The following is a 19,802-nucleotide window of genomic DNA, read 5'->3' on the forward strand; positions in this document are numbered from 1 at the left end:
CATGGTTTTCATCCGGGTGCTGGGCTCGTTCGCGACCGAGGTGAACGGTGCGGCCGTTCACCTCGGCGGGCCGCGGCAGCGGGGCGTGCTGGCGTTGCTGGTGGCGGCGCGTGGGCAGGTCGTGCCGGTCGATCGGATGATCGAGGATCTGTGGCGCGACGAGCCACCCGCGCGGGCTCTGCTGTCCTTGCAGGCGTATGTGTCCAACCTGCGCCGGCTGCTGGAGCCCGGGCGCCCGCCGCGCACGTCGGCCCGGCTCCTGGTGAGCGCGTCGCCCGGCTATGCGCTGCGGCTGCCGCCGGAGTCGGTGGACGCGTGGCGGTTCGAGGACCTGCTCGACCAGGCCCGTACGGTCACCGACCCGCGTGCCGCCCAGTCCCGGCTCGCCGAAGCGTTGGGGCTGTGGCAGGGACCGGCGTTCGCCGAGGTCGCCGACGAGCCGTGGGCCGCCGCCGAGACGGCCCGGCTGAACGAGCTGCGCCTGCTCGCCACCGAGCTGCACGTCGCGGCGGGTCTGCGAATCGGCGACGCTGCCGCGATGGTCCCCGAGGCCGAGCGGCTCACCCGCGATGAGCCGCTGCGCGAGGAGGGCTGGCGGCTGCACGCCCTGGCACTGTGGAGCAGTAGCCGCCAAGCCGACGCGCTGGCGACGCTCCGCCGCGCCCGCGGTATCTTCGCCGAGGAGCTCGGGCTCGACCCCGGCCCGGACCTGACGGCGTTGGAGGAGGCGATCCTCACCCAGCGCACGGACGTCCTGCGCGAGACCGTGCCCCCGCCGCCGCCGAGCGCACCGCTGCCGCGGCCGGCTCCGATCACCGAGGCGCCGTTCGTCGGACGCGAGGCGGAACTGTCGGCACTGGTCACGGCCGCCACTGAGGCCGCCACCGACGGCGCCCGCATCGCCCTTGTCACCGGCGAGGCCGGGCTCGGCAAGTCGACGCTACTGGAACACCTGGGCAGGCGGCTTGAACGTGACGGATGGCTGGTCGCCGTCGGCCACTGCCCCGAGGTCGACAGCGCGCCGCCCGCGTGGGCCTGGACCGAGGCGCTGAGAGCCGTTGCCGCGGCCACGTCCCCGGGCGAGTTCGCCGACGGCCTCGCGCCGCTGCTCACCGACACCGAGCCGGTGAACGCCGACGCCACCGCGGGACGGTTCCGCCTGCGCCAGGCCGTGTGGAAATGGCTCGCCGCGGTCGCCGCGGAACGCCCGGTCGCCGTCGTGCTGGACGACCTGCACTGGGCGGACGCCGCCACGCTGGAGCTGCTCGGCGGCGGCCTCGGCATGCGGGCCCCGATCCTGGTCGTCGCCGCGTACCGCGCGGACGAGAGCGGGCACCTCACCGAAACGCTGGCCTCCCTCGCGCGCGCCACGCCCCTCCGCCTGGCGCTGTCGGGGCTGAACGACGAGGCCGTCGCGGAGCTCGTACGGACCGAATGCGAGGCCGACGAGGAGACCATCGCGGGGATCGCCGAGCGCACCGGCGGCAACCCGTTCTACGTGCGCGAAAGCGCCCGGCTGCTGAATGGCGAAGGCGCGCTGGTCGCCCTCTCCGAGGTCCCCGAAGGCGTACGGGACGTCCTCCGCCGCCGGCTCGCGCGCCTGCCCGAGGGAGGCGTGTCCATCCTCCGGCTGGCCGCGGTCGCAGGCCGGGAAAGCTCGGTGGACGTCCTCGTCAAGGCCGCCGACGCCGACGAGGACGGCGTGATGGACGCGCTGGACGCGGGCGTCATCGCCGGGCTGCTGAACGAGCCCGCCCCCGGACGCGTCCGCTTCGTCCACGCCCTCGTCAGGGACACGCTCATCGCCGACCTCAGCCGCCTCCGCACAGCCCGCATGCACGCCCGGATCGCCGCCGCTCTTGAAGGCACCCACGACATCGCGGCGCTGGCCCACCACTATGCGCGCGCCGGCTCACCAAAGGCCGTCGGCTACTGCGTCCAGGCCGCCGAGCTTGCCGAGGCCCGCTACGCCCACGACGTGGCGGCCGCCCTCCTCACCGACGCCGTCGCCAACTCGACCGGACCGGACGAACGCATCGAATTGCTCGGCAGGCTGCTGCGCGCGCAGATCCGGGCGGGAGCCGTCGGAGCCGCCCGCGAGACCCGCCGTGAAGCTGTGGAGTACGCGGAGTCCCTGGGCCGCGACGACCTGATGATCGCCGCATTCACCGCGTGGACGGAGCCGACCACCTGGCAGGCCCGTATGTACGGCACGGTCGACCGGTCCATCGTCGACCGCCTGAGCCGCCTGCTGAAGCGCGACCTGACCCCTTCGGTGCGGTCCCGGCTCCTGACGGCGTACGTGGACGAACTGGTCGGCGAGGACGACCCGACCGTTCTGGAGGCAGCGCAGGAGGCACTCGACCTCGCCACCGGCCCCCGGCTGCGGGCCGCGGCACTCCAGAGCCTGGCCCGGGTCCACGGCGACGCCGAGCTCTGCCGAGAGCTCGTGGCGATCGGCACCGAGCACGACCTGCCCGTCTACCGCGTCACCGGGCTGATCAACCTTGCCACCGTCGCCGCCGCCGCCAACGACCCGGTGACCATGCGCCAGGCGACCACCGAGGCCCTGGACCTCGCGCGCACCTACCGAATGCGCGAGGCGATCGCCGTCGCCGAGATCACGCTGGCGACCCTGGCGCTCGTCGAAGGCCGATTCGCCGACGCCGAGCGCCTCTACATCAAGGCCGACGAGGGCATGCAACGCGCCGGATCGGTGCACGCCACGGGCTTTCTCCAACTCGCCCTGGCCACGATCTGGCTGAACGGCGGCACGCTCGGCGCGCACCTGGACGACGTGCGCGCCCTCCACACCGCGCTCGGCGCCATGACCTCCGACCTGCTCGCGCTCGCCCTCCACGCCAACGGCCTGGACGCCGAAGCCCGCGAGGTCCGCGCGTCACCCAGCCCGATCCGCCCCGACTTCTTCTTCACCTTCCTCACCACGTTGCGGGCGATGGCCATCGTCGCCTTGAACGACCGCGACGCCGCCGAGGAGATCTACGCGACGCTGCTTCCGCACCGCAACGACCCCCCGGCGGGCGCCGCGAGCCTGGCGGTGGCGCTGCCCCCGGTCGCCCACACCCTCGGCGAGCTGGCCCTCTTCCTGGGCCGCACCGAGGCCGCCGCCCACTTCACCCAGGCCGCCACCATCGCCGACCAGTGGAACGCACCCCACTGGGCCGCCGAGGCCCGGTTGCGAACGACCACCTAGCCTCTGCCCAGCTCGGCCTCCGCCACGCCGCGGGCCCGTCAGGACGGGGTCGATCGTGCGGGTCCACAGGGCCACGTACGACTGGGCCCCCTAACCGGGTGCCGCGAGAAGTGGCTGAGAGGGAGAAGGCCGATCGGTCAAGCTCCCAGCCTGCGAGCGGCCGAAAGTGGCCTCCCCAGGACGGACTTCCGAGTTGAGAAGCGACGTGATCAGTGTCTCGGCGACGGCATGGTGGTCAGCAGTCGATCCGGATGGTGGTGGTCCGGTTGCGGATGTTGGTCGCCAGCGTCACACCGGCTCCGTTGTTGACGATGGAGGTCAGGTAGACCCTGCTACCGCTGCCACCGGTCCCCGTCCAGTAGCAGCTGTAGCTGCTCGGGCAGTCGCTGAAGGCCAGGATGCCGACCTCACTGGCGCGAACCGGGACGCTGAGGACGCTCTCCCCCTTCTCGTTGACGAGGACGACCGGTTTCTCGTCGGCCGGGGTTGTGGCGGACGCGGGGGCCGCCAGGCCGAACACCGCGAAGATTACCGCGGCTAACGTGATCAGGATCTTTCGCATTTGTCTCCTCACTTCGACTGGCATTACCTGCGATTTCCGAATGCGTGTTTCCGGCGATTCACGGGTTGTGCTCGTCGCCATTCCCCGCGATCTCACCCAGTTGTAGGTGACCCGTGGGTTGTCCAGCGAGGGCGCGGCGACTGGATAAACAAGGCGCAGCCCCGCCGAGGCCCGTGACCTGCGGCCGGATCTGATTCTGAGGCGTTGTCCAGAGCTCGGTGGTTCTCCTGGTCCGCCTCGCCGCAGGCCCCTGCGGGGCGGGCGATGGATCGTCAGGAGGAGGCGCCTGCATAGCGGACTGAGACTTATCTCGCGGTACGCGATTCCTGACTGCAATTTGTGATGACACAGATCTTTACTGTCACCGAGGATGAGGCGTTGGGACGTCCTGAACGCGTGCTGGATCCGGAGAATGACCCGCTCCACCGATTCGCGTACGAGCTCAGGCAGCTCCGGGCGAGAGCAGGAACACCCAGTTATCGGCAGCTTTCCAGGCGTGCGCATTAGGCATGGGGCTCGTTTCGGTGCTGCGCGGCCATGAGAAGGAGGTGTGGACGGCGGCCTTCGATTCGAGCGGCCGGCGGGTGTTCAGCGGAGGTGTGGACGGCGCCGTCCGGAGCTGGGACTGGTCTGCCGGCACCAATCGCGTGCTGGACCGGCACGACGGCGAGGTGGTGGGCCTGGCCGTGAGCCGCGACGGGAGGCGCCTGGCCAGCGCCGCCACCGATGGCACGATACGGGTCGCCGACACGGGCGGCGAGACGAAGCCGGTGGTGCTGCGTGGCCACGAGCGTGTGGTGTGGAGCGCCGAGTTCAGCCCGGACGGGCGCCGGCTGGCGACCGGCGGGCAGGACGGCACCGTGCGGATCTGGCCCGTATCCGGCCGAGGCGAGCCTCTGGTGTTACGCGGCCACCAGAACATGGTGTGGTCCGTCGCCTTCAGCCCCGACGGGCGATGGGTGGCGGGAACAGGACACGACGGGACGGCCCGCATCTGGCGCACCGACGTGGTCGCCCCTCCCATGACGGTGGACGGGTTCGCCGCCACCGTTGAAAGCGTCGAGTTCTCCCCTGAGGGACCGCTGCTGGCCACCGCCCACGGGGACGGCACCGTGCGCTTGTGGCGCTGCACCGCCTGCGAACCGATCGATGATCTGCTCACCCGCGTCGATCGGCGATTCGCCGGGGAATGACCCCGGACCGCCGGCCACGCTCCATCCGCGCAGGTCAGGTGGCGGGGCACACCGTGAAGGGCTCGATGCCCGCCAGGTAGGTCCGCCACTCCTCGGCCGACAGCGCGCGGCCGGCGCGGGCGCACACCTGCGTGACCAGCCGCCGCTCGTCGAGCTCGTGGGTGCGCAGCGTGCCGTCGGACGTCAGGCTGTAGATCTTCGTGCCGTCCGGGGAGAAACCCAGCCAGGAATTGTTGCCGACCGACTCTGTCAGGCCGTCGAACACGACGCCCAGCTCCCGCTTACCGGCCACGTCCCACAGCCGGATCCGGGGGCCGTCCTCGTACACGGCGATCGTGCGCGCGTCCGGCGACCAGGCGACCGCCGCGACCGGCACGGCCTCGGCCCCGTCCAGTGCGGCCGGGAAGACGGCGAGGCGGGTCTTGAGGTCGCGGTCCCACAGGGTGAGCCGGTTGAACCCGGCGAAGACCACCTGGCTACCGTCGGGACTGGCGGCGGCGGCGACGCTGAGCCGCTGGGCCTCCTTCGCGATGGGCAGGGCGGCCTTGTTCACCGTGTCGTACAGGAGCGGCCCGTTGCCCGCGACGAGCACCCGGCCGTCCGCGCCGGCGCTCATCGGCGGGAAGCCGGTCTGCCCGGTGGAGGTGGACACCCGGCGCGCGAGGTCGCGCACTTCCAGCCACTCATCGCCGCTGGAGGACTTGGTCAGGAAGGCCAGCGTGCGGCCGTCGCGGGTGAAGGCGAGCTCGCTGATCTGCTCCGTCCCCTTGGTGACGGCCGCGAAGTCGTCGACCGTCCGCCCGGTGGCGACGTCGAGCACGCGGACGCGCGCGCCGTCCCCGTAGGCCAGCCGCCTGCCGTCGGAGGTGAACGCCATGGCCTCGCCCCAGCCCTTCCAGGTGATCGGGCCCGCCAGGCGGCGGCCGGACGCCGCGTCCAGGAGGGTCAGGTCGTAGTCCCGTTTGGCCGCCACGACGCGGCCGTCCGGCGACGGCTGCAGGTTGTCCGCCTCGGCGCCGAGCGACGGGTCGAACAACATGGACACGTCGATCGTGAAGACGGTCCCTTCGCTGTCCAGCCCGCGCACGGCTTTCGCGGCGAGGTCGAACCGAACCTGCATGGATCCGGGCAGCGGCAGCTTCAGCACGGTCGACCAGTCGCTCCAGCGCGTCAGCACGAGCTCGCTGTCCTGGGCGTCCCACTGGGCGACGAATTCGTCGCCGAAGACGAAGTCGACCTCCTGCCCGGCCTTGCCGTCCTCGGCGAATTTGGTCGTGCCGGAGGTCAGGTCGTACACGTGGACCATGGGCTGGTCGCGGCCGGGCACGTCCTGGACGAGCGCCAGCCCGCTGCCGTCACTGGTGAACTTGGCCTCGGACACAGTGCCGGAGGCGGGCGGCCTGTCGACCTTCAGCAGGCGGCCCCGGCGCAGGTCCCACACCTCGGCCGCGTCCCGGCCGCGGGCCACGAAGCCGTAGCGGCCGTCCGCGCTGACGCCGTTCAGCACGGCGCCGCGCGGCGAGGTGAGCCACTTGTGCCCGGCGACGTCCCACCATCGCTCGCCCTCGTCCCCGTGGGGGACGGACAGCAGCCGGCCGGTACGGTCGAACTCCAGCTTCCCGAACGCGCCCGCGTTGCCCGCCTCGGCGCCGAACCGGTCCTCGAGCGGTCTGCCCGTGGCGGAGTCCCAGAGCCGCACCCCCTGGTCGTCCAGGACGGCCAGGGTGCGGGCGCCAGGGCTCACAGCGAGCGCGTTCGGGGATTGGGGCAGGCCGGAGAACTCGTGCAGCCGCCGCCCGCTCGTGACGTCCCAGATCCGGGCCGTGCCGCCGTCGGCGGAGGCCAGCATCCGGCCGTCCGGGCTCAGCGCCTGCGTGGTCTGGGCGCTGACGCCCGGGGCGACGAAGACGTCGCTCGTGTGCCGGGAGGCCGACTCGTACAGCGCGCCGCGCGTCTCCGTCAGCGCGGGCGCGAGCCGCCAGGCGGCCACGGACAGCAGCCGGGCCAGCCGCGGTTCCTGCTCCCGCAGGCCGTCGGCGCGCAGGGCCAGCTCCTTGGCCAGGGCCTCGTCGCGCTGCCGGTCGGACTGCCTGCGCAGGTACTCGGCGGCGCCCAGCCCGCCGAGCGCGGCGACCAGCAGGACCGCCAGGACCGCCGCGATCAGGTTGCGCGTCCTGGAGCGCCGGCGGGCCTGCCTGGCGGCCGCGTCGAGGAAGTCGCGTTCGCGGCGGGTGAGCGTGAGATCCTTGCGCTCGGTGGCCGCCCACTGCAAGGTCCGGTCCAGGTGTGTGCCCTGCAGCAGGTCGGCGGGTTTGCGGCCGTGGCCGTCCCACTCGGCGGCCGCGGCGGCGAGCCTGCGGTGCACGGGCAGCCCGGCGCTGTTGCCCGCCACCCACTCGCCCAGCCGGGGCCAGGCGCGCAGCAGGCCCGGCATGGCCAGCGCGTACGCCGTCCCGGCCCGCGTGACGATGCCCGCAGCGGCGAACACGTCGAGCAGCGCGTCAACGGCCGCCGTCTCGGGCAGCTCGTCCCGGCCGACCGGCCGGAGCGCGTCGCCGTCGATCATCCGCAGGAACACCTCGGGCACGCTGGCCCGCTCGGTCTCGGTGAGCTCGGCGTAGAGCTCCTCGGCGATCGCACCCAGGTCCGGTTCCGCCCGGCCCTTCAGCGTGCCGGCCAGCGTGCCACCGCGCGCCAGCGGGTCCTCCTCGGCGGCGCCGGCCGCGACGGTGTCGGCCGCGTCGGTGTCGTCGAGCAGGCGCAGCAGCACCTGCTTGGCGGCCGGCCGGTCGGCGGCGTTCCTGGACAGGGCGGCCGCCACGAGGGAGCCGAGCGGTTCGGGCAGCCCGGCCACGTCCGGCGTGAAGTCGAGCAACCGCCCGATGACCGCCATCGGGTCGCCGGGCTCGATCGCCTCAGCCCCCCGGGCCGCGAACAGCACGACCAGGCCCCACGCCCACAGATCGGCCGCCTCGGTCACGGCGCGCCCGTCGAACACCTCCGGCGACATGTAGTTCGGCGTGCCCATGACCGGACCGCTCGTGGTGGGCCCGACCTCCCTGGCGACACCGAAGTCGATCACCCGAGGGCCGTCGGGGCCGAGGATGATGTTGTCCGGCTTGAGGTCGTGGTGGACGATGCCGGCCTGGTGGATGGCGGTCAGCGCGGTCGCCACGCCGACGGCCAGGCGGCGCAGCCGGTCGCCCTCGTAGGGGCCCGACTCGGCCACGACCTGCCGCAGACTGAGGCCGGCGACGTACTCGCTGACGATGTACAGCGGCGCCACCTCGACCTGCGCCTCGATCACCTTGGCGGTGCAGAACGAGGCCACCCGCTGGGCCGCCGACGCCTCCTTGGCCAGCCTGGCCCGCGCCTGCGCGCCTTCGGACCTGGGCACCTTGATCGCGACCCGCTCGCCCGACTCGCCGTACGCCTCGTAGACGACGCCCTGGCCGCCCGCGCCGAGACGGCCGACCAGCCAGTACCGTCCCAGGCGGTGCGGGTCGGAAGAAGTGAGAGGAACCATCAAGTCCGCCATTCTGCTCGATCGGGGTCTTCCCGGACCGGCCTGGAGCTCCCGAAGCTACAGCGAGCCGCAAAATAGGGATCGTCGCGGTCAACCGGCCGGGAAGTTCGGCGCGAGCCGGTGACCGGGGGCGACCTTTGGGGCTGGTCGCACGGCCCCGAACGGAGGGCCTTTTGGAGCACTTACCGCCTACCTTGCTCTTCGACTTCGTCATGATCGTTTGCGGCCGGTTGATCCGGCCGTTGGGCTCTCTGATCCTGGCTTCTCGCTCGCGATCGTGTTCTCTGGTGCGGTCATGGACGCGGTCATCCGCCCCGTGCGACGGCGCCCGCCGGACCGGCAGCGCCGCGCGGGTTCCCCACATCCGACCGCGAAACAGGACGATCGCTTGCGGCAGAGCCGGGTGGATCTCCAGCAGTCGCGTGGGGTTGAACGGGCTCGGCTCGCGGGCGCGGGGCGCTGCCTGGCGGATCGGCCGGCCTGGGCGTGCGGCTCTCCGGCCGCTCCCGGCCGCCGCCCATCGGGCAGCGCTCCGCGATTTCCTCGAGGCGTCCGTGGACAGATGCATCGCGCGTACGCGAACCCGCTGCCGCCGGATCCCGTTCCGCATCACAGCGATCAAGCACACCTCGGCATGACACCCTGGCGGCCCGATCGCGCTCGCTTTCGAGGCGGGCGGTCAGTACCGCCGCAACGTCTAGCAGTAGCTGGCGCCGTTGAACCTGCGCGGCGCCTTGGGCACGGTGCTGGAGATGGTCTGGCCGGGGTCGACGGTGAAGCAGCGGCCGTCGGCCCCGTACGACCAGTCGATGCGGTAACGCATCCGGACGCCGCAGTCGTTGCGCGCGTAGCCGGTCTTGTTGACCCAGCCGCTCTTCTGCCAGATGGCGACGCAGGCGGGGGTGTTGCCCTGCGCCTTGGCGGTGTCGGCGACGGCACCGGTCGGGGCGGCCGTCAGCATGGCGATGGAGGCCGCGCCACCGATGGCCAGGGCGGTGAGCGACTTACGAAGCTTGATGCTCATCGTCGTCTTCCTCTCGTGTTGTGGCTGATGAGAGGAAGGTAGGTGCGGCTGTGTTGAGTCCATGTTGAGGATTCGTTCAGGCCCCTCCGGACCCCGAACGGGACCCGCATATGACCACAGCCGGCGCGGGAGGAGCACAACCGCGAGGGGACCAGGGGGCGGCGATGAACGCGTACACGGCGACGATGACCGTGCCGGGCACCAGGTGCAGTGCGATGGAGAACGGGACGGAGCGACGGTCGGCGGGGAGCTTCGCGACGAAGCCTTTCGGCTGGGCGCTTCGGGCGTCGGCCGGGGGCTGCATTGCTTTGTCCATGCCGAGAATCGTGGCCGCGCGTGCGGCAGGATGATCGGCCATGCTCCTTCGCCGCGCTGCGACTGCTGCCCATGAGCGATCGAGACAAGGACATACGCCGACGAGACCGGCTCGGCGGAGTCCTCCACGAGTACTCATATGCCGCATGACCTCTCCGAAGCCGGCGCCGACACCGTGCGTGCCTTGTCGTCGCGCCGTTCCGGCGAGCCGCTCGAATGAGCGGGTAATCTATTAATAAACTTTACTTTAAATTTCGGCCGGCTCGCAGGTAGAAAGAGCCCTATGAAAAGACATGCTCTTCGACTCGTGGTCATCGCCCTCGCCCTGACCGCCGTCGGCGGCATCCCCGCCAACGCCGGCACCGCCGATCAGCCCGTGCCTCTCGGCCGCACCACGCTGGGTGGCGCCGACCCCAGCGTCATCAAGGTCGGCAATCTCTACGTCGCGGCCAAGTCGGTGAACGGCGGCGTCGCTGTACGGACGGCGACCACTCTCGAGGGCATCGCCGTCGCGTCCCCGCGTCAGGTGTGGATGGACACCGGCAACCACGGTGAGGTGTGGGCTCCCGAGATCGTGCACCACGACGGCCGCTACCACATCTACTTCGCGGCGGGCCGCGGCGCCGCCCACCGGATGTACCACATCAGCTCCGCCAGCGCCGATTCCGGTTATTCCGCCGCGACGAAGGTCACTCTGCCCGGCGACAAGTGGGCCATCGACGGCGTGCCGTTCACCTTCAACGGCCAGCGCTGGTTCGTGTGGTCCGGCTGGGCGGGCGACACCAACGTCGAGCAGAACCTCTACCTCGCCCGGATGAGCAGCCCGACCACGGCCACCGGCGGCCGGTACATCATCTCCCAGCCGCGGGAGCCGTGGGAGCGGGTCGTCGGCAACCCGTTCATCAACGAGGGCCCCGAGCCGATCCTCGACCCGAACGGGCAGTTGCACATCGTGTACTCGGCGAACGGCAGTTGGAGCAGCAAGTACTGCCTCGCCGATCTGCGGCTGCGCTCCGGTGGTGACCCGACGAACGTGTGGGACTGGTACAAGAGCAACGGTTGCCTGTTCGGCTCGTACGCGGAGTACATGATGGCGGGCTGGACCCCGACGCTGCACGTGGACGGCCCGGGTCACCACACGTTCGTGCTGGAGCGCGGGGACATCGCCACCAGCCCGCCGTCCGGCAACCGGTTCCCGACCATGTACCACGCGGTTGCCAAGGGCACGCCGTACTCGTGGTCCAACCGGTACTGGTACACCGGCACGGCCGTGTGGTGGAGCAATACCACCTACCGGCGGGCGAACGTGCCCGGTGCCAATACCAACGTCGGGTACAGCCTCAAGTTCTTCGAATGACGCACGTACGACGCCTGATCTGCCGTCCCTTGGTGAGCGCCTCGACTGGTTCGTCGCGTCCGGGCCGATGTCGGTGTGGAACGGTGCCTCCCGTACGGGCGGCTGCCTGAATCACCCCGACGGCGCCCCGATCCCGCCGTCCGCGAGAGCGCGCTCGACGGCATGCAGGGCTCGGCGCACCACCAGGGTGACAGCTATCCGTGCACGATTGAGGCTATCCGTTTCTGGTGCGCATCGCCGAGCGCGCCGGGACCTCCCCGGCCGTGCCGGTGTTGTGGAGCTGCCGGCCGGTATGGGTTCGGCCGAGGGTCCCATCGAGTTGCGGGCCGTACCGGACGGCCAACGGGGCGGTCGCGGCGCTGTACCGGACCGCGACGGGAGCGGGCCGGTGACGATCAGGATCACCGGTCCCCTCCTCAGCCGGAGGCGCTGCGGCCTTCGAGGCGGCTGATCGCCTGGGTTCCGGCGTTGCCGCGCAGGCCCGCGGCGTAGTGCCAGCCGTTCAGCGCACCGGGCTGGGTGAAGTCGACGCGGCCCTGGGTCGGTCGCGTGATCCCGGACCTCGAGGCGTGCACGCCGGCCCCTGCGATCGGCATGCCGTCACGGGCGTCCACCACCCGGCCTCGTACCTCGATCGTCCCGCCCTGCACGGGGCCCACCGCCGCAAGCGCGGGCTCGGCGGAAGCGACGGCGGGGGCGACGGCGGAAGCGGCGGCGGGGGTGAGGGCGGCCGGGGACAGGAGCGTCAAGACGGTGACCAGCCCGACGGCGAACGCCCGCCGCTTCTTCGCGCCGGTTAACATCCCTCGGCCTCAGATCGCGCCTGCTCGATGGCGGCCGGACGTAGCTGTGCCGCGCGGATCCGCGAGACATCCAGCTTGCTGGAGCGGTCGAAGCGATAGATCCCGTTCTGTTCCTGGAAGACGTCGGTGAGCTGCGTGTAGCAGTAGCCGAACATCCGGGGGTCGTTCAGCAGGACCCCGACCAGGCCGGCGAACCGCTGCTGGAGCTCCTCCTCGCCGGCGGGGCGCTCGCCGTACCCCCAGGAGCTCTCATCGGAGCGCACGTCCGGATTCCACCAGATGCCGCCGAACTCGCTGCAGAAGTACGGCTGCCCCTGGTACGGCACCGACCACGCCGTGCCGTCGGGATCGGCGTTGACGTACGGCGTCCCGTCGGCCAGGCCCGCCATCAGCTTGCCGAACACCTCGGGATCCTGCTCGTAGCAGTGCGAGTCGTAGACGTCGGCGCCGGGGACCCGGTGCGCGTAGCCGGACGCGTCGATCACCGGGCGGGTGGGGTCGGCCGCCTTCGTGGCCAGGTACATGCCCCGGGTGACGTCGTCGAGTACGGTGATCCGGTCGTGCAGCCGCTGCCAGGTCTCGTTGAGCGGGCACCAGCCGACGATGCTCGGGTGGGAGTAGTCGCGCTCGACCGCCTCCAGCCACTGGGTCACGAACGACGCGGTCGGCTGCTGGTTGTCGCCGGGCGGCCCGCCGACGTTGGCCCCCCAGTCCCCGAACTCGCCCCAGACCAGGAAACCCGCCCGGTCGGCGTGGTACAGATACCGCTCCTCGAACACCTTCTGGTGCAGCCGCGCGCCGTTGAACCCCGCGGCCACGGCCAGCTCGATGTCGCGGCGCAGGGCCTCGTCCGTGGGCGCGGTCATCAGGCCGTCGGGGTAGTAGCCCTGGTCGAGCACGAGCCGCTGGTAGCGCACCTCGCCGTTGAGCAGGACGGCGTGCCCGTCGATGGCGACCGAGCGGAGCCCGGCGTAGCTGGTGGCGGTGTCGACCACGGCGCCGTCGCCGTCGAGCAGGTCGATGCGCAGGTCGTACAGGTGCGGGTCCTCGGGGGACCACAGCCGTACCCGGTCGTCCGGCAGCGGCAGCCAGACTTCGGCGGCCAGGTCGAGGTCGGCGCGAGCCTGCGCCTGCGCGAGGTCGCCGGCCTGGTCCGACACGGTCACCCTGACGGCGTGCCCGGGGCGGTCGCCCGACACCGGCACGGTGACGCGGAACGCGGAGGCCGCGACGTTCGGCGTGATCCGCGGCCGGCCGAGGTGCGTGCCGGGCACGGGCTCGCACCACACCGTCTGCCAGATGCCGGTGGTGCGCCCGTAGTGCGCGCCGCGCCCCTCGTAGTCGGTGGTCTGCTTGCCGCGCGCCTGCGGGCCGGAGCGGGCGTCGCGGGCGCGCACGACCACGGTGTACGTGTGCGCCGGATCGGCCGCCGCGGTCAGATCGCAGGTGAACGGGGTGAACCCGCCCCGGTGCCGGCAGGCCTCGACGCCGTCCACCCACACCGTGGTGTCGTGGTCCACCGCCTGGAAGTGCAGCAGCACCCGCTGCCCGGCCCAGTCCTGCGGCACCCGGACGGTACGGCGGTACCAGACGGCCGGATGGAAGTCCGGATCGCCGATGCCGGACAGCGACGCCTCCGGGCAGAACGGCACGACGATCTCGCCGGTCAGATCCCGGTCGAGCAGGCCCCGCTCCAACCCGGAGTCGCCGGGGTCCCTCTCGAACTGCCAGGTTCCGTTGAGGCACCGCCATGCGGGGCGGACGAACTGCGGACGCGGGTACTCGGGACGGGGAATGACGGTGTTCACAAGACTCGCTTTCTCCGGGGATTCAGGATTTGACGGCACCGGCGATGCCCTCGACGAAGTACCGCTGCAGGACGACGAACAGCGCCACGACGGGCAGCAGCGAGATCGTTGCCGCGGCGGCCATGCCGGACCAGTCGGTGGTGTTCTCGCCGACGAACGCCAGCATGCCGACGCTGACGGTGCGCAGGTCGGGCCGGGAGAACGTGAAGACCAGCGGCAGGAAGAACGCGTTCCAGGTGTTCAGGAAGGTGAGCACGGTGACCGTGGCCGTCACCGGCTTGGCCAGCGGCAGCATGATGCGGAAGAAGACGGTCAGGAACCCGGCGCCGTCGATGAGCGCGCTTTCGGACAGTTCCTTGGGGATGCCGCGGAAGTATCCGGCGTAGAGCAGGATGGCCGACACGTTCGCGGCCCCCGACATCGCCACGATCATGCCCGTCAGCGAGTTCAGCAGCCCGAGCCGCTGGGAGAGGTCGACCAGCGGGATGATGGTGTAGCCGGCCGGGACGAACAGCGTGGCGACCAGGACGCCCATGACGATCCGGCGCCCCCGGAAGTCGTGGCGGGCCAGGACGTAGCCGGCCATGGCGCACCGGACGAGCACCACCACGACCGTGCTCACCGTGACGATCACGGTGTTGAGCAGGTACTTCCCGAACTGCGCGCTGCTCCACGCGCGCTCGTAGTTCTCCCATGCCGGGTTGTCGGGCAGCAGGCCGAGCCCTTGGGTGAACACCTCCGCCGACGTCTTCAGCGACGCGGAGACCATCCACAGGAACGGGTAGATCCACAGCAGGCAGCCGATGGCGAGCGCGGCGGCGGCCAGCCACCAGGGCAGCCGCCGCAGCGTCGCGCTCCAGGTCCGTCGCGGGCGGGGGCGGGTCTGCGCGACCGTGCTCATGCGGCCCTCCTGGTCCGCCGGGCGGCGCGAACCGCGAGCAGCTGCAGGATGCCGACGAGGCAGACGAACAGGCCGAACAGGACGGCGGCCGCGGAGGCGTACCCGAGGCGGGGGATGGTGGCGGCGAAGGCCCACCGGTAGATGTAGACCTCGATCACCTCTGTCGAGTAGAACGGGCCGCCGCCGGTCATGGTCAGGACGAGGTCGAAGACCTGCAACGACGCCTCGATCGACAGCAGCGTGATGATGACCAGGAAGGGCTTGAGCAGGGGCAGGGTGATGTGCCGCAGGATCGCGGGCGCGCCGGCGCCGTCGAGGCGTGCCGCCTCGTACACCTCGTTCGGCACCGTCTGCAACGCGGCCAGCCAGTAGACCAGGGTGATCCCGAACCACTTCCACACGTACACGGCGATCGTCGTGCCCAGCGCCGTCGATGACTGGCCGAGGAAGTCGATGCCGTCCGTCACCAGGCCGGCCTCGCGTAACGCGAGGTTCACCGGGCCGCTGGCCGGGTCGAAGACGAACTGCATGACGACGCCGACGATCGCCGTGGTGGTGACCACCGGCAGGAACAGCGCGGTGCGGAACAGCTTGCGCAGCGGCATGCGGGGCGAGTTGAGCAGGATCGCGACCAGCAGGGTGACCAGCACCTGGAGCGGCACCGCGCAGACCATGAACGTCAGCGTCAGCCGGAACGAGCTCCAGAACATCGGGTCGGCGAGGACCTCGCGGTAGTTGGCCACGCCGATGAACGTCCGGCCCGTGTCGAACCCGTTCCAGTCGGTGAGCGAGTACGCGTAGCTGCCGATGATCGGGTAGACGGTGAAGGCGCCGTACAGCAGCACGGTCGGGGCCAGGAACAGCCAGACGTACGCGGTGCCGCGCGGTCGCGTTCCCGGCGCGGCGGGAAGTGCGACCGTCATCCGCGCGTCTCCGGAGCGCTCTGCCCGGTGCCGCCGGTGGTGCTCTGGTCGACCACCAGCCGCCAGGGCGCCTCCAGATGGACGGGCGGGCCCTGGTCCCCCTCGACGCGCTCCAGCAGGCGGGTCACGGCGAGCTCGGCGAGCCGCTTCTTGTCGGGCGCGATGGTGGTGAGCGCCGGATTGGCGAACCGGCCCTCCTCGATGCCGTCGAACCCGACGACGGCGACGTCCTCGGGCACCCGCAGCCCCCGGGACACCACCGCCCGCAGCGCCCCGATGGCGAGCAGGTCGTTGTAGCAGAACACCGCGTCCGGCGGCTCCGCCAGATCGAGCAGCTGGTCCATCGCGCGCCGGCCGTCTTCGCGCTGGTAGCGCCGCACCCGTACGGTGAGCTCGGGCCGGAGCGGCAGCCCCGCCTCGGCCAGCGCCTGCTCGTACCCGTCGGACCGGTGCGCCGAGGTCTGCCTCCGCGCCGCGGCGGTCTCCGAGCGCGGCAGGTGGGGCACGCCGATGGCGGCGATCCGGGTGCGGCCCAGCGAGATCAGGTGCGCGGTGGCGCTGCGGGCCGCGGCGGTGTCGTCGATGGCGACGTGGTCCATGCCCTCCACCCGCATCTCGCCCAGCATCACCGTCGGGCAGTTGCCGGCCCAGCGACGCAGCTCGTCCTCGGTCAGGCCGAGCGGGCTGAAGATGAACCCGTCGAAGAGGGCCGACCGGTCCCGCCGCATGACGATCTGCCGCTCCCGTTCGGCCACCCCCTCGGTGCGGTCGATGAGCACCGTGTACCCGCGTTCCTCGGCCCGATCCACCACGTGGGCGGCCAGTTCGGTGAAGTACGGCACGTCCAGCGGCAGCACGAGGGCCAGCAGGTTCGACCGCCCCCGGTTCAGGCTGCGCGCCGCGACGTTGGGCCGGTAGTCGAGTTCGTCCAGGGCGCGCTGGACCTGGGCGCGGGTCTCCTCCGACACGTAGGCGAAGTTGTTCACGACGTTGGAGACGGTCCGTACGGAGACTCCGGCCAGCCGCGCAACATCACGTTGTGTCACCACGGTCGTTCACATCCTCCGGTGGAAGCCGATGACATTGAGTTCATAGAAGAGTCTTGCCGCGCGGCATGCCGCGTGGCAAGAATGAATTTGCCGCGCGGCAACATTTTTACGCGACGTTCACAGCCGCCGGTGGGAGGCAGGACCGATGACCGCGATGACTCGGCGGGGATTCCTCTCCGCAGCAGGCACCCTGGCCGCCGTGGCGGCGACCGGCGCGTGCGGTGGCGGCGGAGGCGGTGGCGGTACCGCGGGCGGGTCGCTGACCTGGTGGGACCACCAGAACCAGCTGCAGAAGGCGAAAGCGGACATCTTCGCCAAATTCGCCAAGAGCGCCGGCGGCGTCCCCGTCCAGTACACGTACTACAACCCCGCGAAGATGGGCCAGGCGCTGCAACTGGCCAAACAGAGCAACCAACTGCCGGACGTCCACTCCAACGCCGGCCTCAACAACGTGCCGCCCGCGGCGCTCATCGCCGCCGGGTGGGCACAGCCGCTGGACCTCGGCGACGAGGCGACGGCCCGGGTCAAGGACTCGCTCATCGAGGGCCTGCACGTCTTCGACGGCAAGATCTACGCCTTCCCCGTCTTCAGCCACCAGGTCTACGTCGCGGCGTCGTGGTTCAACACGGAGCTGGTCACGCGCGCCGGGCTGGACCCGCAGGCCCCGCCCAGGACCTACGACGAGTTCCGGGCCGCGGCCCGGACGGTGCAGAGCAAGAGCGGCGGCCAGTCGTACGGCTGGGTGTGGAACGTCGGCATGCCGCAGCGGCTGGGCGAGCAGGTCCACGACCTGGCGCAGGCGGCCGGATTCGAGGGCGGCCTCGGCCTGCGGTACGCCACCGGCGAGTACGCCTTCCACGCCGACGAGTACCTCGACGTGATCGAGTTCCTGGTGTCGCTGAGCCGGGACAAGCTGCTGGTGCCGGGGGCGAACTCCTGGACCGACGACGTGGCGCGCGCCCGGTGGACCGCCGGGGTGGCGGCGTACTACTTCGACGGCCCGTGGTGCCCCGGCGTGGCGCTGCAGAGCACGCCCGACTTCGCGGACAAGCTCGGCGTGGGACCGATCCTGGTGCCCGACGCGGGCGACACCGTGGCCACGTACCATGTGCCGCAGCCCGGCGAATACTGGCTGTCGCCCGGGAGCAAGCACGCCGCGGCGGCGAACAAACTGCTCGGCGAGTACTTCACCACGGAGGACTACTCGCGCCGGGTCGCCGAGACCATGTCGCAGCCACCCCGCGACATCGCCGTCGTCGAACAGTCCCAAGCGCACCCCGCCTACAAGAAGCTGATCTCCTGGTTCAAGGAGAGCGTCTACCTCGCCCCCACTCCGGTCGCCGGGAACAAGGACGTCCAGCGGGTCCAGATCGAGTCCAAGCCGGTCACCCCCACCCTCGGGGACATCGTCCAGGGCGCGTTCAGCGGCGACGTCACCGACGTCCGCGCGGCACTGACCAAGCTGTCCAGCGACAGCGCCAAGGAACGGGACGCGGCGATCGCGGCGGCCAAGGGCAAGGGCGCGAAGGTCGGCCTGGACGACTACGCCTTCCCCAACTGGAAGCCGCGGGCGGACTACCTCAAGCCCATGTACGCCGAGCGCTAGCGATGGGGACTCATCCCGTGAACCGACCGAACATCGTGCTGATCATGACCGACCAGCAGCGTGCCGGCTGGACCGCCGCGAGCGGCTTCCCCCTGGACACCATGCCCTTCCTCGACGGGCTGATGGGCGGCGGCACGCGGTTCCAGCGGGCGCACACCACGTCCCCGCTGTGCGTGCCCGCCCGGGTCAGCCTGCTCACCGGACGGTACCCGTCCGCGCACCGGGTCCGGCAGAACAGCGCCGCACAGCACGTGCTGCGCGGCCCCGACCTGGTGGACGTGCTCCGCGACGCCGGCTACGCGCTGCACCTGGCGGGCAAGACGCACTTCCACCGCAAGCCCGGCGACTTCGACACCTTCGCCGCACCGTACTGGCACAACCGCGGCCCGGCCGGCGCGGCGACCGCCGACCAGGCGCGGTTCGAGCAGTGGCTCGGCGCGCTCGACCACTCGGTCAGCCACGAGCCGACACCGTTCCCGCTGGAGTGCCAGTTCCCGCACCGGATCGTCTCCGACGCGATCAGCGCCATCGACCGGACGCCCGGCGACCGGCCGTTCTTCGCCTGGCTGTCGTTCCCGGAACCGCACAATCCGTACCAGGTCCCGGAGCCGTACTTCAGCCTCTTCGGGCCGGACCAGGTGCCCGACCGGCTGGCCGGGCCCGAGGGCGCCGCGCGCAAGGGCGGCACCTACACCTGGCTGCGCAGGCTGATCGAGGAGAAGCGGCCCGGCTACGACGCCGAGTGGCGGCGCTACCGTGCCAACTACTGCGGCATGCTCCGGCTGATCGACGACCAGCTCCAACGGTTCTTCGCGCACCTGCGCGAACGCGGGCGGGACGCGGACACGCTGGTGCTCTTCGTCGCCGACCACGGCGACTACGTCGGGGACTACGGGCTGCAGCGCAAGGGCGCGGGCATGCCCGAGTGCCTGATGCGCATCCCGTTCGCCGTCACCGGGCCGGGCGTGCGGGCCGTGGACAACCGCACCGACTTCGTCTCGCTCGCCGATCTGTTCCCGACGATCTGCGACGCGATCGACGTCGAGATCCCGCCCGGCGTCCAGGGCCGTAGCCTGTGGCCCCTGCTCACCGGGGCTCCGTATCCGGCCGAGGAGTTCGCCAGCGGATACGGCGAACGCGGGTTCGGCGGGCTGTCCTACGACGTCGACGAGCGCCCGCCGTTGCACTTCCCGTACGAGGGCCGGACCTTCGACGAGCTCAACACCGTCACCCAGTCCGGCACGACGGTGATGCTCCGGCGCGAGCAGTGGAAGCTGCTCCTGGACGAGCGCGGCGCCGGCGAGCTCTACGACCTGGACGCCGACCCGGCGGAGCTGGACAACCGGTACGACGATCCCGCGCTCGCCGAGATCCGCGCCGCCCTCACCACCGATCTCGCCCGCTGGATGATCCGCGTCCGGGACGACCTGCCGGAGGCGGTCTACACCCTCAAACGCGCGCCACACAACTGGCACTAGGCCGGCGCGGAGCCTGTGGAGGCGCGGTAGACCATGGACACGG

Annotated in this window: 13 protein-coding genes; 5 read left to right on the forward strand and 8 right to left on the reverse strand. The window is 71.3% G+C overall.

Annotated elements, in window-relative coordinates; genetic code table 11:
- Position 1: 1 nt before the first annotated feature.
- On the forward strand, positions 2 to 3,214 hold the full coding sequence (locus AB0J87_RS33870) for a BTAD domain-containing putative transcriptional regulator (RefSeq protein WP_363971748.1): 3,213 nt from the start codon (positions 2 to 4) through the stop codon (positions 3,212 to 3,214).
- Positions 3,215 to 3,449: 235 nt separating this feature from the next.
- Here AB0J87_RS33870 and AB0J87_RS33875 read toward each other — a convergent pair whose 3' ends face one another.
- A complete protein-coding gene (locus AB0J87_RS33875; RefSeq protein WP_363971750.1) occupies positions 3,450 to 3,776 on the reverse strand; it encodes a peptidase inhibitor family I36 protein in 327 nt (108 codons plus the stop codon).
- A gap of 509 nt (positions 3,777 to 4,285) precedes the next feature.
- On the opposite strand from AB0J87_RS33875, the gene AB0J87_RS33880 reads away from it, so the two are divergent.
- Complete coding sequence (locus AB0J87_RS33880) at positions 4,286 to 4,969, forward strand: WD40 repeat domain-containing protein (RefSeq protein WP_363971752.1); 684 nt, start codon at positions 4,286 to 4,288, stop codon at positions 4,967 to 4,969.
- 34 nt (positions 4,970 to 5,003) lie between these two features.
- On the opposite strand, the gene AB0J87_RS33885 is transcribed toward AB0J87_RS33880, so the two are convergent.
- Positions 5,004 to 8,495, reverse strand: a complete 3,492-nt coding sequence (locus AB0J87_RS33885; protein ID WP_363971975.1) for a WD40 repeat domain-containing serine/threonine-protein kinase — start codon at positions 8,493 to 8,495, stop codon at positions 5,004 to 5,006.
- 697 nt (positions 8,496 to 9,192) lie between these two features.
- Positions 9,193 to 9,519 (reverse strand): hypothetical protein, encoded by a 327-nt coding sequence (locus AB0J87_RS33890; RefSeq protein WP_350734145.1) that lies wholly within the window; start codon positions 9,517 to 9,519, stop codon positions 9,193 to 9,195.
- A gap of 598 nt (positions 9,520 to 10,117) precedes the next feature.
- Between AB0J87_RS33890 and AB0J87_RS33895 the strand changes: the two genes are divergently transcribed.
- Complete coding sequence (locus tag AB0J87_RS33895; RefSeq protein ID WP_363971754.1) at positions 10,118 to 11,191, forward strand: glycoside hydrolase family 43 protein; 1,074 nt, start codon at positions 10,118 to 10,120, stop codon at positions 11,189 to 11,191.
- A 416-nt stretch (positions 11,192 to 11,607) separates the two neighbouring features.
- On the opposite strand, the gene AB0J87_RS33900 is transcribed toward AB0J87_RS33895, so the two are convergent.
- From AB0J87_RS33900 to AB0J87_RS33920, 5 genes are read right to left on the reverse strand one after another with little or no spacing between them, the layout of a single operon-like run.
- Complete coding sequence (locus tag AB0J87_RS33900) at positions 11,608 to 11,994, reverse strand: hypothetical protein (RefSeq protein ID WP_363971756.1); 387 nt, start codon at positions 11,992 to 11,994, stop codon at positions 11,608 to 11,610.
- Positions 11,988 to 13,802 carry a sugar-binding domain-containing protein gene (locus AB0J87_RS33905; protein WP_363971758.1) on the reverse strand — a complete coding sequence of 605 codons (1,815 nt, stop codon included), beginning with the start codon at positions 13,800 to 13,802 and terminating at the stop codon, positions 11,988 to 11,990. Before AB0J87_RS33905 ends, AB0J87_RS33900 begins: the two co-directional genes overlap by 7 nt.
- Positions 13,803 to 13,824: 22 nt before the next feature.
- Positions 13,825 to 14,703 (reverse strand): carbohydrate ABC transporter permease, encoded by an 879-nt coding sequence (locus tag AB0J87_RS33910; protein WP_363971760.1) that lies wholly within the window; start codon positions 14,701 to 14,703, stop codon positions 13,825 to 13,827.
- Positions 14,700 to 15,626, reverse strand: a complete 927-nt coding sequence (locus AB0J87_RS33915; RefSeq protein ID WP_363971762.1) for a sugar ABC transporter permease — start codon at positions 15,624 to 15,626, stop codon at positions 14,700 to 14,702. Before AB0J87_RS33915 ends, AB0J87_RS33910 begins: the two co-directional genes overlap by 4 nt.
- A complete protein-coding gene (locus AB0J87_RS33920) occupies positions 15,623 to 16,675 on the reverse strand; it encodes a LacI family DNA-binding transcriptional regulator (RefSeq protein WP_363971764.1) in 1,053 nt (350 codons plus the stop codon). Before AB0J87_RS33920 ends, AB0J87_RS33915 begins: the two co-directional genes overlap by 4 nt.
- A 145-nt stretch (positions 16,676 to 16,820) precedes the next feature.
- Between AB0J87_RS33920 and AB0J87_RS33925 the strand changes: the two genes are divergently transcribed.
- Positions 16,821 to 18,281 carry an extracellular solute-binding protein gene (locus AB0J87_RS33925; RefSeq protein ID WP_363971766.1) on the forward strand — a complete coding sequence of 487 codons (1,461 nt, stop codon included), beginning with the start codon at positions 16,821 to 16,823 and terminating at the stop codon, positions 18,279 to 18,281.
- A 17-nt stretch (positions 18,282 to 18,298) separates the two neighbouring features.
- The gene (locus AB0J87_RS33930) at positions 18,299 to 19,759 is read left to right on the forward strand and encodes a sulfatase-like hydrolase/transferase (protein WP_363971768.1); all 1,461 of its coding nucleotides are present in this window, start codon (positions 18,299 to 18,301) and stop codon (positions 19,757 to 19,759) included.
- Positions 19,760 to 19,802 lie beyond the last annotated feature (43 nt).

The organism is Nonomuraea sp. NPDC049625 (assembly GCF_040675285.1).
Classification (GTDB): domain Bacteria; phylum Actinomycetota; class Actinomycetes; order Streptosporangiales; family Streptosporangiaceae; genus Nonomuraea; species Nonomuraea angiospora_A.

Bases quoted from the DNA above. Each gene is read 5' to 3' on its own strand.
- AB0J87_RS33870 (WP_363971748.1), top strand. From the start codon at position 2: ATGGTTTTCATCCGGGTGCTGGGCTCGTTCGCGACCGAGGTGAACGGT.
- AB0J87_RS33875 (WP_363971750.1), bottom strand. From the start codon at position 3,776: ATGCGAAAGATCCTGATCACGTTAGCCGCGGTAATCTTCGCGGTGTTC.
- AB0J87_RS33880 (WP_363971752.1), top strand. From the start codon at position 4,286: ATGGGGCTCGTTTCGGTGCTGCGCGGCCATGAGAAGGAGGTGTGGACG.
- AB0J87_RS33885 (WP_363971975.1), bottom strand. From the start codon at position 8,495: ATGGTTCCTCTCACTTCTTCCGACCCGCACCGCCTGGGACGGTACTGG.
- AB0J87_RS33890 (WP_350734145.1), bottom strand. From the start codon at position 9,519: ATGAGCATCAAGCTTCGTAAGTCGCTCACCGCCCTGGCCATCGGTGGC.
- AB0J87_RS33895 (WP_363971754.1), top strand. From the start codon at position 10,118: ATGAAAAGACATGCTCTTCGACTCGTGGTCATCGCCCTCGCCCTGACC.
- AB0J87_RS33900 (WP_363971756.1), bottom strand. From the start codon at position 11,994: ATGTTAACCGGCGCGAAGAAGCGGCGGGCGTTCGCCGTCGGGCTGGTC.
- AB0J87_RS33910 (WP_363971760.1), bottom strand. From the start codon at position 14,703: ATGAGCACGGTCGCGCAGACCCGCCCCCGCCCGCGACGGACCTGGAGC.
- AB0J87_RS33915 (WP_363971762.1), bottom strand. From the start codon at position 15,626: ATGACGGTCGCACTTCCCGCCGCGCCGGGAACGCGACCGCGCGGCACC.
- AB0J87_RS33925 (WP_363971766.1), top strand. From the start codon at position 16,821: ATGACCGCGATGACTCGGCGGGGATTCCTCTCCGCAGCAGGCACCCTG.